This is a genomic window from Corynebacterium nasorum (assembly GCF_032821635.1).
Taxonomy (GTDB): domain Bacteria; phylum Actinomycetota; class Actinomycetes; order Mycobacteriales; family Mycobacteriaceae; genus Corynebacterium; species Corynebacterium kefirresidentii.
Map to the genome: position 1 here is coordinate 27,377 of NZ_JAVBIE010000006.1, position 13,291 is coordinate 40,667.

11 protein-coding genes and 1 tRNA gene are annotated in these 13,291 nt (G+C 60.7%); 5 read left to right on the top strand and 7 right to left on the bottom strand.

The annotated features are described in order from the left end of the window. Nucleotides 1–922 precede the first annotated feature (922 nt). Both RAE07_RS06320 and RAE07_RS06325 read left to right on the top strand, forming a co-directional pair. Nucleotides 923–1,369: a DUF2871 domain-containing protein gene (locus RAE07_RS06320; RefSeq protein ID WP_316328280.1), complete on the top strand. Its 447-nt coding sequence runs from the start codon at nt 923–925 to the stop codon at nt 1,367–1,369. 232 nt (nt 1,370–1,601) lie between these two features. Beyond that, entirely contained in the window at nt 1,602–2,030 is a 429-nt protein-coding gene (locus tag RAE07_RS06325) for a hypothetical protein (RefSeq protein ID WP_023021999.1), read from the top strand. A 46-nt stretch (nt 2,031–2,076) separates the two neighbouring features. On the opposite strand, the gene RAE07_RS06330 is transcribed toward RAE07_RS06325, so the two are convergent. The 6 genes from RAE07_RS06330 to RAE07_RS06355 form a co-directional block, all read right to left on the bottom strand. Further along, complete coding sequence (locus tag RAE07_RS06330) at nt 2,077–2,670, bottom strand: Type 1 glutamine amidotransferase-like domain-containing protein (RefSeq protein WP_023021998.1); 594 nt, start codon at nt 2,668–2,670, stop codon at nt 2,077–2,079. A gap of 112 nt (nt 2,671–2,782) precedes the next feature. After that, nucleotides 2,783–2,855, bottom strand: a tRNA-Arg gene (locus RAE07_RS06335). A 72-nt stretch (nt 2,856–2,927) separates the two neighbouring features. Continuing rightward, a complete protein-coding gene (locus RAE07_RS06340) occupies nt 2,928–3,209 on the bottom strand; it encodes a glutaredoxin domain-containing protein (RefSeq protein WP_023021997.1) in 282 nt (93 codons plus the stop codon). Further along, nucleotides 3,209–3,739 (bottom strand): dihydrofolate reductase, encoded by a 531-nt coding sequence (locus RAE07_RS06345; RefSeq protein ID WP_200287958.1) that lies wholly within the window; start codon nt 3,737–3,739, stop codon nt 3,209–3,211. Before RAE07_RS06345 ends, RAE07_RS06340 begins: the two co-directional genes overlap by 1 nt. After that, nucleotides 3,739–4,536: a thymidylate synthase gene (locus RAE07_RS06350; protein ID WP_200287956.1), complete on the bottom strand. Its 798-nt coding sequence runs from the start codon at nt 4,534–4,536 to the stop codon at nt 3,739–3,741. The genes RAE07_RS06345 and RAE07_RS06350 overlap by 1 nt, the downstream gene beginning before the upstream one ends. A 10-nt stretch (nt 4,537–4,546) precedes the next feature. Then, on the bottom strand, nt 4,547–5,305 hold the full coding sequence (locus RAE07_RS06355; protein WP_316328283.1) for a 3'(2'),5'-bisphosphate nucleotidase CysQ: 759 nt from the start codon (nt 5,303–5,305) through the stop codon (nt 4,547–4,549). 35 nt (nt 5,306–5,340) lie between these two features. Here RAE07_RS06355 and RAE07_RS06360 point away from each other — a divergent pair, with 35 nt between their 5' ends. The 3 genes from RAE07_RS06360 to RAE07_RS06370 are packed head-to-tail and all read left to right on the top strand — an operon-like array spanning nt 5,341 to nt 11,415. Then, nucleotides 5,341–10,140: an ATP-dependent helicase gene (locus RAE07_RS06360; RefSeq protein WP_317001554.1), complete on the top strand. Its 4,800-nt coding sequence runs from the start codon at nt 5,341–5,343 to the stop codon at nt 10,138–10,140. 18 nt (nt 10,141–10,158) lie between these two features. Continuing rightward, on the top strand, nt 10,159–10,977 hold the full coding sequence (locus tag RAE07_RS06365; protein WP_317001555.1) for a DNA-formamidopyrimidine glycosylase family protein: 819 nt from the start codon (nt 10,159–10,161) through the stop codon (nt 10,975–10,977). Between the two features lie 24 nt (nt 10,978–11,001). Next, nucleotides 11,002–11,415, top strand: coding sequence for a YccF domain-containing protein (locus RAE07_RS06370; protein WP_200287948.1), 414 nt, complete (start codon nt 11,002–11,004; stop codon nt 11,413–11,415). A 164-nt stretch (nt 11,416–11,579) separates the two neighbouring features. Here RAE07_RS06370 and pgi read toward each other — a convergent pair whose 3' ends face one another. Further along, nucleotides 11,580–13,217, bottom strand: a complete 1,638-nt coding sequence (gene pgi / locus RAE07_RS06375) for a glucose-6-phosphate isomerase (protein ID WP_316328287.1) — start codon at nt 13,215–13,217, stop codon at nt 11,580–11,582. Between the last annotated feature and the right edge of the window lie 74 nt (nt 13,218–13,291).

A 13,291-nucleotide genomic window follows, 5' to 3' on the forward strand; every position in this document is an offset into this window, starting at 1 on the left:
CTTTATCTAACTGTTCCGAAGTTAAGGAAACTTGGGATCGACGTGAATTCGCAGTTAATTTTTGACTCCCTGAGCGGGTGATTTGGAGGGCGGCGCGGTTAAAAATCCTCATACAAGACTGAATGAAACTACTTTCGCGTTTTGATCCTGTAAATATGAGCATCACGGCGAATGGATTGGTGCACTTTCGGCACACGCGGTTGCGTCTGGAATCCACGCTGTACCGTCCAACGGCGCCGTTTTGAGGACAACTAGCAGTGCCGACGTTGGTACTGACGACCCCCAGGGAATACCAGATCTCAGCAGTGGACCAAGCGCGAGCTGATGACCACAACCGTTCCGCGTTCACTTCGCTAATGCTGTGGGGCTTGGCGGCCCCCTTTAGATCGGCATGCTTCTCGCCGAGCTTTTCACCGTGGTATGGGATAGTGCGCTCTGAGGGCTACTCCCAAGTCAGTTATGGAGCAATTCCAATCAGAGGCGGGCAAGCGTTTGCTATTCCGCAGGTGTGATTGGAGAGCCATGGAGTTTAAAAGCTCTGCCAGAAGATTAAGGATTCAAAGAACTCGTTCAACTTTTTCCACGGGTCGTTTTGTCTGTAGACATTCTGAAATCGTCAATGTATTGCAGGCAATTGAAAAAGGCACGGTGCGTGGAGGTGGGTTTCGATAAAACTTATAACGGGAAAATCCCGAAACGATCTCTGTTCGAGGGTAAATTTGGCTTATTTGTTAATACTGGGCTTGGCGAGGGACTGGGGAATGCTTTCGTTTTCATTTGCGTCTGTGGTCAACCAACTGGTTGATTGCAGTTTCAACCAGCCCTGCGATTCAAAGCCGGAACAGATGTGGAAAGATGAGTCCTTGGAGTATTTGATTCGTCGCTAATCCGGCCGTGGCAGCGGTTGGGAAGGAGAATGACCATGAAAGCTTTGTATTGGGCATCTATTTTCTACCTTGTCTTGGGATTGGGGGCCGGGGTCTTCTACCGCGAATTCACGCGTGCCAATGACTTCCCGGAGGGTGAGTTCACTCAGCTGAGCGTGGCGCATACTCACTTGCTGGCGCTCGGTTTCATGATGAGCCTTATCTTCTTGCTATTGGAGAAGGTCTTTGGTCTGTCACGCAATCGTGGTCAGTTCAATGCGTTCTTTTGGCTGTATAACGTCGGCGTGGTCATCACCGTCGGCGTCATGATCTGGCACGGGTGCTTGACCGTATTGGGGGAGGAGTCCACTGCAATGATCTCCGGGATTGCTGGTCTTGGTCATATCCTCATTACGATTGGCCTGATTGCATTCATTGCAGCACTAGGCAATGCCATCAACGAGGCTCAAGAGGCTGAGGCCCAACCCGTAGCAGGTGACTAATGATGAGCGAGATGGCTACTGAATAGGCACAGTGCCTCCACGGCGAGACTGAACCTAACTCATGCGCACTGGGGTAATAGTTTGTATGCGGTCCTGTATGCAGCGCTGTTGTGGGCCACAGGAATGATTGCCGATAGCTGGTGTCGCAAGCGTTCATTTCTGGCGTGGCTGCGGTTGGATCATTGACTTGCCATTGACGCTCTACGGCTTGGGCTTTGTGCCTGTGTAGTTGATGGGTACGCTGCTCAGCGAGATTCCGGTGAATAGTTTCGGTCAGGCTTCGGCTACCCAGAGTACGGTCCGCCAAGTCGGTTCCGCGCTGGGCACTGCGGTTTCTGGGTCGGTATTTTCCATGGCACTTGGGCTAACGCTGCCCAAGACGCTGGAGGCGGCCGGCATCATGGGGCCGGGTGCCGCTGGCATAGCAGAAGCAACGCGCCAATCAGCTGGTTCCGCTATTGCAGAACTGCGCGTTCAAGGCGGGCATAGTCCCTTTAGCGAGCAGACCAGCGTTGTGGTGCAGGCGCTTAGCTACGGCATGACCGGCGCCGCCCGCTACTCCCTTCTTGCTGCAACGGCATTCCTGGCGCTGGGCTTTGTTAGTGCGATGCGGGTTCGCCGTGCCGCGAACGAAAGCAGTTCCATGGAGCAATCGAACTGATTTATTGCCAGAAAGTTAGTGTAAGTCTGTTGTTTTCCTGGGCGGATTAGATGAGCAAAGTTTTTCTGCCTTCAACTAAGAGGGCTTGCCCATCCCTCAGCAGTAGGAGATTCCAATCTTGTCCGTACTGCGCAACAGTTTCACTGATGACGTTTATAGAATAAGGACCAGTCGTTCCTTGGGCGTGGGGAATAATGACATACGGAGTGAGATTTAGTCCTGTGCGGTCGGTGAGCTGCGGTGCCGTCCGCGGATCGTCCATGATTGATGCCGGTTCGATTGAAGGTCCTGCAACCATTGCGCCGGCAGAACTTCCAGCGTAAAGCGTGCCGTTCTGGACCGCTTCAACTAGCAGGTGGTCGGTACCAGTGAGTCTCAGCGCATCAAGGAGACGGAATGCCTCGCCGCTCGCAACATAGATACAGTCGGCTAAGTTGATTTCATTGCGTATGTCGCTCGGTTGCGCCTGCGCCACGGTTAAGGGGATTAGTTCCTCTGCCGCATTGCGAATGGTTGTCAACTCTGTTTGGGCGAACGGGGCTTGGCTCATTCCCGCGGCAGCATCATCGATGTACAGCACTCGACCCGAAATGTATTTGCTGATTTCTGGGTGTAGGTATGAGGCGAGGAGTAAGTGCATAGGCTTAGTCTACGTGAGCGCCTTATATGCTTGGGGCAGCTAGATCGGAGTATTGAATAATCGGAAAAGTCTCGAGACGCCGATCGGAACGATGTCTCGAGACTTCACATTGTGCCCCAGAGTGGATTCGAACCACCGACACCGGCTTTAGGAGAGCCGTGCTCTATCCCCTGAGCTACTGGGGCTGGGAGTTGCTAGTGCAACTTGGCTAATCATAGCAGTGGGGCAGGGGCGCCCCGAAATGGCTGGGGCTTGGATTAGCTCTCGGCCAATTCCTTCTGCTTATTGCGCACGGAGGAAGCTGGTGGGTTGGTCTCGTGGGTACCGTCGGAGTAGAGGACGGTAGGGATAATGCGGTTGCCGTCGTTGACGGATTCAATCCAAGCGTTGATGTCCTCGGTGTTGTCGGCCTCGACGTCGACAAGCTCGTATGGGGTTTCGGTGCGGTCCAGGTTTTTAATCAGCTTGGCGCAGAATGGGCACCAATCGGCGTAGAAGATGGTGACGTCGGAGTTGGTTTCTGGGGTAGTAACAGACATTAGGCTGCATCCTTTCGGTCGTAGGTTAAAAAGCGGTATTTGATGGGGAGATCGCTGGCCTCTTGGTCCGGAAGCTCTAGGTGACCGTTGTCGGAGGTGAGCCAGTCGGTGCTGTGGGCGAGGCCGAATTCCTCGGGGATTTCGGGGGCGTAGATGGACCTATCGCCATAAGCATCCCCGATATTGACGCCCATGAGGGTGACCTCAATGCGGTCAACCTGATCCAGGGTGGCGGTGTAGATTTGGCCGCCGCCGATGACCCAGGCGTCGGAAAGCGGGGGCATAGCGGTGATGACCTGGGCGCCGGCGGACCACTGGCCGGGCGTGCGGGAGGAGAGCACGTAATTCTCCCGGCCAGGAAGGGGGCGGAATTTAGGATTGAGCGACTCCCAGGTCTTCCGGCCCATGATGACCGGCGCACCCATGGTTACGTCCTTAAAGTGCTTGAGGTCTTCCGGCACGTGCCAGGGCATTTGCTCGCCATCGCCAATAATTCCGTCCAAGGACTGTGCCCAGATTGCGCCCAACATTAGACGGACACCTGCGCCTTGATGGTGGGGTGGGGGTCGTAGCCTTCAATCTCAAAGTCGGCGAAGTCATAGGAGAACATGTCTTTCGCCTTGTGCAGGTTGAGCTGCGGGTACGGGCGTGGCTCGCGGGAGAGCTGCTCTTTGACCTGCTCTACGTGGTCGTTATAGATATGGCAATCGCCGCCGGTCCAGATAAGCTCGCCCACCTTGAGCCCGGCCTGCTGGGCAAACATGTGGGTCAGCGCCGCATAGGAAGCGATATTGAACGGAACACCTAAGAACATATCGGCCGAGCGCTGGTAGACCTGCATGGATAAGGTGCCATCGGCCACGTAGAGCTGGAAGAGCAAGTGGCAGGGCATCAGCGCCATCTTGTCCAGCTCCGCGACGTTCCATGCAGAGACCAAGTTGCGGCGCGAGTCCGGATTGTCCTTGAGGGTATCGAGCGCCTGCTGGATTTGATCAATGTGCTCGCCATCCGGGGTAGGCCAGGAGCGCCACTGCACGCCGTAGACCGGCCCTAGCTCGCCATTGTCATCCGCCCACTCATTCCAGATGCGGACCTTATTGTCCTGCAGGAACTTGATATTGGATTCGCCTTTGAGGAACCACAAAAGCTCGCCCAATACCGCGTGGAAATAGACCTTCTTGGTGGTCAGCAGCGGGAAAGACTCGGCCAGGTTATAACGCAGCTGCGCGCCAAAGATGGAGCGCGTGCCGGTGCCGGTGCGGTCGCCTTTGGGCGTGCCGGTCTCTAGGACCTTCTTCAGCAGATCCTCATACGGGGTCTCAATCATGCGCACTAGTTTAGAATCCGCCGTGCTCCTCGGCAAAGGCCTGGGCGTGCTCCAGGATTTCATCCTTGAGCTCGGGGCGGCAGATGAGGATATCCGGGATGAAGGTGTCCTCATTATTGAACCGGATTTCGGAGCCGTCGAGGCGGCAGCAGTGCAGACCGGAAGCTTGTGCGACGCCCACCGGGGCGGCCTGATCCCACTCGTACTGGCCACCGGCGTGGATATAACCGTCATAATCGCCGAGCAGCACGTGCATGGCCTTGGCACCCGCGGAGCCGACGCCCACGACTTCATAGCCCATTTTCTCCGCAATATAGCCGGCTACCTTGGGCGGGCGATTGCGGGAGACGACGAATTTTTTAGATAGCGGGCCGGTGACCGCCCGGACGTCCGAGGACTTGAAGGTAACGCCGAGATCCGGCAAGCCCACCGCCGCGTGGATAGGAATACCATTTTCTACCAGGGCGATGTGCACGGCCCAGTCTTGGCGGCCGGTGGCAAATTCCTTAGTGCCGTCGAGCGGATCCACGATCCACACGCGGTCCTTCTTGAGGCGAGTGAGGTCATCGGAGGCTTCCTCAGAGAGCATGCCGTCCTGGGGGCGGTGCTGTTCAAGCACGCGAGCGATCCATTCTTGGGCGGCTTCATCGCCGGCGTCGCCAAGCGAAAGGCCCCGTAGCAGGCCACCATTGCGCACGCCTTTAAGGATCTCACCGCAGCCCTGGGCGAGGGAATTGGTCAGGCGGGAATCAGAAATCTCGACGGTCATGGTGCCCACATTACAACGCGGACTAGAGTGTGGGCATGCCAGAAAACATCCTCGACCGCTTCCGGCCCCAAGTAGCGCAGTGGTTTCGGGATGTATTTGCCGCCCCCACCGCCGTGCAGGCGCAGGCCTGGGAGAAGATTTCCCGCGGTGAGCACGCCCTTGTAGTGGCCCCTACCGGTTCCGGTAAGACGCTCGCCGCGTTCTTGTGGGCGCTGAATAATTTGGTCGAGCGCGAGGGCCAGCTGGCGCTGCCGGTGGGTTCAGGGACTACCGGATCCGCCGCCGGGGTGAAGGTGCTGTATATTTCCCCGCTTAAGGCGCTGGGTGTGGACGTGGAAAATAACCTGCGCGCCCCGCTGACCGGTATCGCGCGCACCGCGGAGAACCTAAGGCTCGATGTGCCGGATATTTCGGTGGGCGTGCGCTCGGGCGATACGCCCTCGGCGGAGCGTGCGCGGCAGGTGCGCAAGCCGCCGGATATCTTGATTACCACCCCGGAGTCAGCCTATTTGATGCTGACTTCCAAGGCAGCGGGGATTTTGAAGACGGTGGATACCGTCATTATCGATGAGATTCATGCCCTGGCTGGTACTAAGCGCGGCGTGCATCTCGCGCTGACCTTGGAGCGCCTACAGCAGGTGGCAGGGGACTTCCAGCGTATCGGACTTTCAGCCACCGTGCGTCCGCTGTCTGCGGTATCGAATTTCTTAGGCGGCAACCGCCCAGTAGAAATTGTCGCGCCGGCCGCGGAGAAGAAGTGGCAGCTGGACGTGCATGTGCCGGTAGAGGATATGTCCGATTTGCCCACACCGGAGCAAGGCTCCACCATCGGGGAGATGACGGTGGATGATGCGATTGGCATCAGCTCTCCTTCCGTGGATGAGTCCGCGCTGCCCACGGCCAAGTCCATCTGGCCGTTTATTGAAGATGACCTCTATGCGGAAATCATGGCGCATCGCTCCACACTGGTATTTGTCAACTCTCGGCGCACGGCCGAGCGGCTGACCAGCCGGCTCAATGAGCTCTATGCGCAAGAGCATGATCCGGATTCGCTGTCGCCCGAAACCCGCCGGGACCCAGCCCAGCTGATGAAGCAGGTCGACGTCGCCGGCAAGGCCCCGGCGGTTATCGCCCGCGCCCACCACGGCTCGGTGTCTAAGGATGAGCGCGCGATGACTGAAACCATGCTGAAAGAAGGCACGCTCAAGGCCGTGGTGGCCACGAGCTCGTTGGAACTGGGCATCGATATGGGTGCAGTGGAGCTAGTCGTGCAGGTGGAATCGCCGCCTTCCGTGGCCTCCGGCTTGCAGCGCGTGGGCCGCGCCGGGCACTTTGTGGGCGCGGTCTCGCACGGGTCCTTCTATCCCAAGCACCGCGCGGATCTGGTGCAGTCCACGCTGACGGTATCGCGGATGCGCGCCGGGCTCATTGAGGAAATGCATACCCCGCGCAACCCGTTGGATGTGCTAGCACAGCAGACGGTGGCGGCCGTGGCTGCGGCCGGCGAGGACGGGCTCGATGCCGATGAGTGGTACGAGATGGTCCGCCGCGCTTGGCCCTACCGCGATCTGGCGCGGGAGGTCTATGACTCCGTACTGGACCTGGTAAGCGGTGTGTATCCGTCCACGGACTTTGCGGAACTTAAACCCCGCGTGGTCTATGACCGAGTGACGGGAGTGATGACCGCGCGGCCTGGTGCTCAGCGGGTGGCCGTGACCAGCGGCGGCACGATTCCGGATAGGGGCATGTTTGGAGTATTCCTCTATACCGGTTCGGGTGAGGGCTCCGGTGGCGCTCCGCGCCGAGTAGGCGAGCTGGACGAGGAGATGGTTTATGAGTCCCGGGTAGGTGATGTATTTACCTTGGGCGCTACCAGTTGGCGCATCGAGGACATTACGCGCGACCAGGTATTGGTCACGCCCGCGCCGGGGCATACCGGGCGCCTGCCGTTTTGGAATGGCGATGGCACGGGCCGCCCCTATGAATTGGGCAAGGCGCTAGGTGAGTATCGCCGCGAGGTCTTTTCCTCGCCGGATATCATTGCGGATGCCGATGATAATGCGCGCTCCAATATCGTGGCCTATCTGCAGGAGCAAAATGAAGCAACCGGTGTCATCCCGGATGAAAGGACGTTGGTGCTCGAGCGCTTCCGCGATGAGTTGGGCGATTGGCGCGTGGTGCTGCATACCCCGTTTGGCCGGCCGGTCAACTCCGCATGGGCGCTAGCAGTAGGCGCCCGGGTGGGCGAACGCACCGGCATGGATCCGCAGGCCGTGGCTGGCGATGATGGCATTGTGCTGCGCCTGCCGGAGGCAGAATCCGAGCCCGATGGGGCCATCTTCGCCTTCGATGCCGATGAGATAGCGGATATCGTGGCCGAGCAAGTGGGCAACTCCGCGCTCTTTGCCTCCCGCTTCCGCGAGTGTGCGGCGCGTGCGCTGTTATTGCCTCGGCGCAATCCCGGCAAGCGCGCGCCGTTGTGGCAGCAGCGCCAGCGCGCCGAACAGCTTTTGGACGTTGCGCGCAAGTACCCGTCCTTTCCCATCATCTTGGAGACGGTGCGCGAGTGCGTCCAGGACGTCTACGATGTCCCAGCTCTTACGGAAGTCATGCGGGAGCTGGGCCACCGCCGCATCCGTATTGCGGAGGTCACCACCGAACAGCCCTCGCCATTTGCCTCTTCGCTGCTGTTTAACTACACCGGCGCGTTCATGTACGAGGGCGATTCCCCATTAGCAGAAAAGCGCGCGGGCGCCCTGGCCCTCGACCCTGCGCTATTGGCCAAATTGCTCGGCACGGTGGAGCTGCGCGAGTTGCTCGATCCAGAGATTATCGCCGAGGTCCACGCCCAGCTCCAACGCACCGATCCCTCGCGCCGAGCTCGTACCACCGAGGAGGTGGCGGACCTGCTGCGCGTGCTCGGGCCGATTCCCGTAGACGAGCTGGGCGAGCACACCGACGTGCCGCTATCCGCACTGGACCAGCTGGGCACGCGGATTATGCGCGTGCGCATTGGCGGGCGCGAGCACTTGGCCCAGTCCCAGGATGCACCCCTGCTTCGCGACGCCCTCGGTATCCCCATTCCTCCCGGCATCCCCGCCCAAGTGGCAACCATTTCTGATGCCTTGCCGCAGCTGGTCTCGCGCTGGGCGCGCACCCGTGGGCCCTTCGTGTTGCGCGATCTCACCGCGGCCTTCGGCATTTCCGTCTCTGCCGCGCATACCGTCCTCGGCGCGCTTGATGGGGTAGTAGAAGGCCGCTACCGCCAGGGCGTCGACGAGCAGGAATACTGCGCCGCAGCGGTGCTCAAGACCATCCGCTCGCGTTCGCTCGCCGCCGCGCGTGCTGCTACCGAGCCGGTATCAGGTGCCACTTTTGCCCGCTTTTTGCCGGAGTGGCATAGCATCGCACCGGCCGGAAAGCGCCCGGCCCTGCGCGGGGCCGATGGCGTCTTTTCCGTCATCGAGCAGCTAGCCGGGGTGCGCCTGCCGGCCTCCGCGTGGGAATCGCTCATCCTGCCCGCGCGGGTGGGAGATTATTCGCCCACCATGCTCGATGAGCTCACTTCCAATGGCGAGGTGCTCATCCTCGGCGCCGGCAAGGCCGGTGCGGCAGACCCCTGGATCATGCTGCTGCCTTCTGACTACGCGGCCCAGCTAGCCCCGGAAACCGATGGCGAGGGCGTGAGCATGCTGCAGCGCGCCATCCTTGATGTCTTGGGCCGCGGCGGCGGCTTCCTCTTTGCCGATATCGCCGCCGAGGTCCCCGGCACTACCGAGGAAACCCGTGAGGCCCTCTGGGGTTTGGTGGAGATGGGCTTGGTAAGCCCCGATTCCTTCGCGCCGTTGCGTACCCGGTTGTCTTCCGGCGGTTCGCGCTCAGGCCGCACCGCGCATCGCTCAAAGCGGCGGCCCACCCGCTCTCGCCTGCGCATGGGGCGCACCTCTTTTGCCCAAGCACACAATGCTGCGGCCGCGCAGACCCCGCCCGATGTCATGGGCCGATGGTCGCTGGCTGTGTCTGCCGCTACCGATGCCACCTCGCGGTCTGTGGCACACGGCGAGGCTTGGCTCGACCGCTACGGCGTGCTCACCCGCGGCTCCGTCGTGGCCGAAGACGTGCTCGGTGGCTTTGCGCTGGCCTATAAGGTGCTCTCCGGCTTCGAAGAATCCGGCAAGGCCATGCGCGGCTATGTCATCGATGGGCTGGGCGCCGCCCAATTTTCTACCCCCGCCATCATCGACCGCCTGCGCGGCCTGGCCGATTCCCCGGATGTTACCGGCTGGCCGTCTGGAACCACCGAGCCCGAAACCTTTGTCCTCGCCGCCTGCGACCCGGCCAATCCCTACGGTGCGGCCCTGCCGTGGCCGCAGCGCGACGATGCCGACGGCAAAGCCACCGGCGGGCCTACCCGTGCGGCCGGCGCGCTGGTAGTGCTTATCGACGGCCTACCCATCGCCCACCTCACCCGCGGCGGGAAAACCCTCACCACCTTCCTGGAATCGCTGCCGGGAGGCATCGACCCGGCGGAGGTATATCCCCGCCTGGTAGGCGCGCTCACGGATATGGTTGCAAGGGGAGTGCTGTCCCCGTTGGTTATCGAAAAGTGCAATGGCAGCCCCATTCATAAAACCGATGCGGCGGCCCACCTGCGCGACGCCGGCGCCGGCATAACGCCTAAGGGCGTGCGCATCTCTGCCCGCGCCGCCGCCCCGCGCACCCCACGTGCAGGACGCCGCGCGAGCGAGGCCATCGAAGAACTCAGTTTTGATGACCCACCACCCGCTCCGCGCAATAATGGTGGCTTCCGCCCGCGCGGCGGGTACCGTCGCTAAAGATCCACTGGAGGTGTTATGCCCGAAGGCGATTCCGTCCTGCAGCTATCCAACCGCCTGCAGTTCATGGCCGGCCGCGAGGTCACCGGCTGTTCCGTACGCGTGCCGCGCTACGCCACCGCGCACCTAGACGGCATGGTGTGCGAGCGCGTCTGGCCCTACGGCAAGCACCTGTTCATGCAATTCGACCAGACCATCGTGCACACCCACCTCAAGATGGAAGGTACCTGGGCCATCCACTACGCAGGCGATCGCTGGCGCAAGTCCGGACATACCGCGCGCATCGTCCTGCAGCTAGCCAACGCCCCGCGCGATATTGAGGTCGTTGGTCACCAGCTAGGCTTCGTGGATATCTATCCCGCCGACCAATACCACCAACGCATCGCCCACCTCGGACCGGATATTCTCGACCCCGACTGGGACCGCGAAGAAGCCCTGCGGCGGCTCAATAACCGTCCCCAGCGCGCCATTGGCGCGGCGCTGCTCGACCAAAAGGTCGTCGCTGGCATCGGCAATGAATACCGCGCCGAGGCCTGTTTCCTAGCAGGGGTGCACCCGGCCACACCAGTATCCGAGGTGGATACCGCCCGCATCCTCGACATCTCTCGGCGCATCATGTGGGCCAACCGCACCTCCCCGGTGCGCGTGACCACCGGCGTGCGCCGCGCCGGGGAGACCACCTATGTCTTCGGGCGCAATCGCAAGCGCTGCCGCCGCTGCGGCACCTTCATTACCAAGGGCGCACTCGGCGGTGTGGATGCCGGCGGCGATGAAGGCGAACTCGAGCGCATCATCTGGTGGTGCCCACATTGTCAGCCACTTCACCCCGCGCACTAAGACTCCCGCGCTAGTGTGGGGGACATGCGTACCTTTCTTAACATCGTTTGGTTTATCACCGGCGGGTTCCTCCTAGCCCTTGCCTATTTCCTCTTTGGCATCATTGCCTGCATCTTCATCGTCACCATCCCCGCGGGCGTGGCGTCGTTCCGCATGGCTAACTTCGCCCTGTGGCCATTTGGCCGCTCGGTGGTGCAGCCGGTGAAGGGCAGCGGCTCCATGTCCACCTTCTCCAATGTCGTGTGGTTCGTAGTCGCCGGCCTGTGGCTGGCCATTGGCCACGTCACTACCGCAGCGGCGCAGGTAGTGACCATCGTGGGCATTCCGGCCGCGCTAGCCAACCTGAAGATGATCCCGGTGACCTGCTTCCCATTTGGCCGCCGAATTGTGAACTCGGAGGACATTCCCTTCGGCTGGGAGCCGATGGTCAAGCTCTAAACCGCATTCCGCTGACAAAACAAGCACGTTCTGCCCAATTTCGCGCTGATTTAGGGCAGAACGTGCTTGTTTTACATCTCCGTGGGGCGAGCGAGGCCATAAAGCAGCCGCGTTATCCGTTCCGCCGAGTGGGTGGGAGGGGATAAGGCGGCTCAAAGTGGGCGTTAGCGGTTGGAGCGATACCAACCGATGAGCTCGTCGGTGGATTGGTCGCCGGATGCGGCTTCTTCCTTGCCGGAGACTGCCGGTGCCAGGTTATTGGCCTGCTGCTTGCCCAGCTCTACGCCCCACTGGTCGAAGGAGTTGATATCCCAGATAACGCCCTGGGTAAACACGATGTGCTCGTAGAGGGCGATGAGCGCGCCCAGAACGGCGGGGGTCAGCTCCTCGGCCAGGATGGTGGTGGTCGGGCGGTTGCCTGGCATGACCTTGTGCGGCACGATGGCCTCATCGACGCCCTCCGCCGCGATTTCTTCCGCGGTTTTGCCAAAGGCCAGGACCTTGGTCTGGGCAAAGAAGTTGCCCATGAGCAGATCATGCATGGAGCCGGAGCCATCGGCGGTGGGGAAGTCCTGCTTCGGGCGGGCAAACCCAATAAAGTCCGCCGGGATGAGGCGGGTGCCTTGGTGCATGAGCTGGAAGAAAGCGTGCTGGCCATTGGTGCCTGGCTCGCCCCAGTAGATTTCGCCGGTAGACGGGACGGTGACCGCGGTGCCGTCGCGGCGTACGGACTTGCCATTAGATTCCATGGTCAGCTGCTGCAGGTAGGCCGGGAAACGGCCGAGGTCCTGCGAATAGGGCAGCACGGCGTGAGTTTGGGCGCCGAAGAAGTTGGTATACCAGACGCCAAGGAGGCCCATGAGTGCGGGGACGTTTTCCTCCAGCGGGGTAGTGCGGAAGTGCTCGTCCATGGCGTGGAAGCCCTCCAGGAAGCGCATGAAGTCCATCGGTCCAATGGTGCACATAAGGGACAGGCCAATGGCGCAATCCACGGAGTAGCGGCCGCCAACCCAATTCCAAAACGGGAACATATTCTCGGTATCGATGCCGAACTCGGCTACCTTTTCTGCATTGGTGGATACGGCGACAAAGTGCTTGGCCACGGCGGATTCATCGCCATCGAATTGCTCGATGAGCCAGCGGCGCGCGGCGTGTGCGTTGGTCAGCGTTTCTTGGGTAGTGAAGGTCTTGGAGGCGATGATAAATAGGGTGGATTCGGCATCCAGGCCATCGAGCGTGGCGGCCATATCGGCGGGGTCCACGTTGGAAACGAACTCTGCGGAGATACCAGCGACCTCGTAGGAACGCAGTGCCTTGGCTGCCATGGCCGGGCCGAGGTCGGAGCCGCCGATGCCGATATTGACTACCTTTTTGATGGTGTGGCCGGTGTGCCCCAGCCAGGAGCCGGAGCGCAGCGCGCTGGCGAAGTCGCGCATGCGGCCTAAGACTTCGTGGACATCGGCGGCGACGTCTTGGCCATCTACGCTTAAGTCATCTTCGACCGGGATGCGCAGCGCGGTGTGCAATACAGCGCGATCCTCGGTGTTATTGATGTGCTCGCCGGCGAACATGGCATCGCGGCGGGACTCTAGGTCGGCGGCCTTGGCCACTTCCACCAGCTGCTTGATGACGTCCCCGTCGATCAAATTCTTCGATAGATCGACGTGCAAACCGGCGGCGTCGAAAGTGAAGTTGCGGGCGCGGTCTGCATCGGCGGCAAAAAGCTCGCGGAGGTTGAGATCCTTTTTGGTCTCATATGCCTTCGCGAGATCGCTCCACTGGGCAGATGCGGTGATATCCATGATGGTTGGCCTTTCTGGCAACTAGCGCATTGGCAACATTTACCTCTCCCACCGTAGTCCAGAAAGGGCAACCG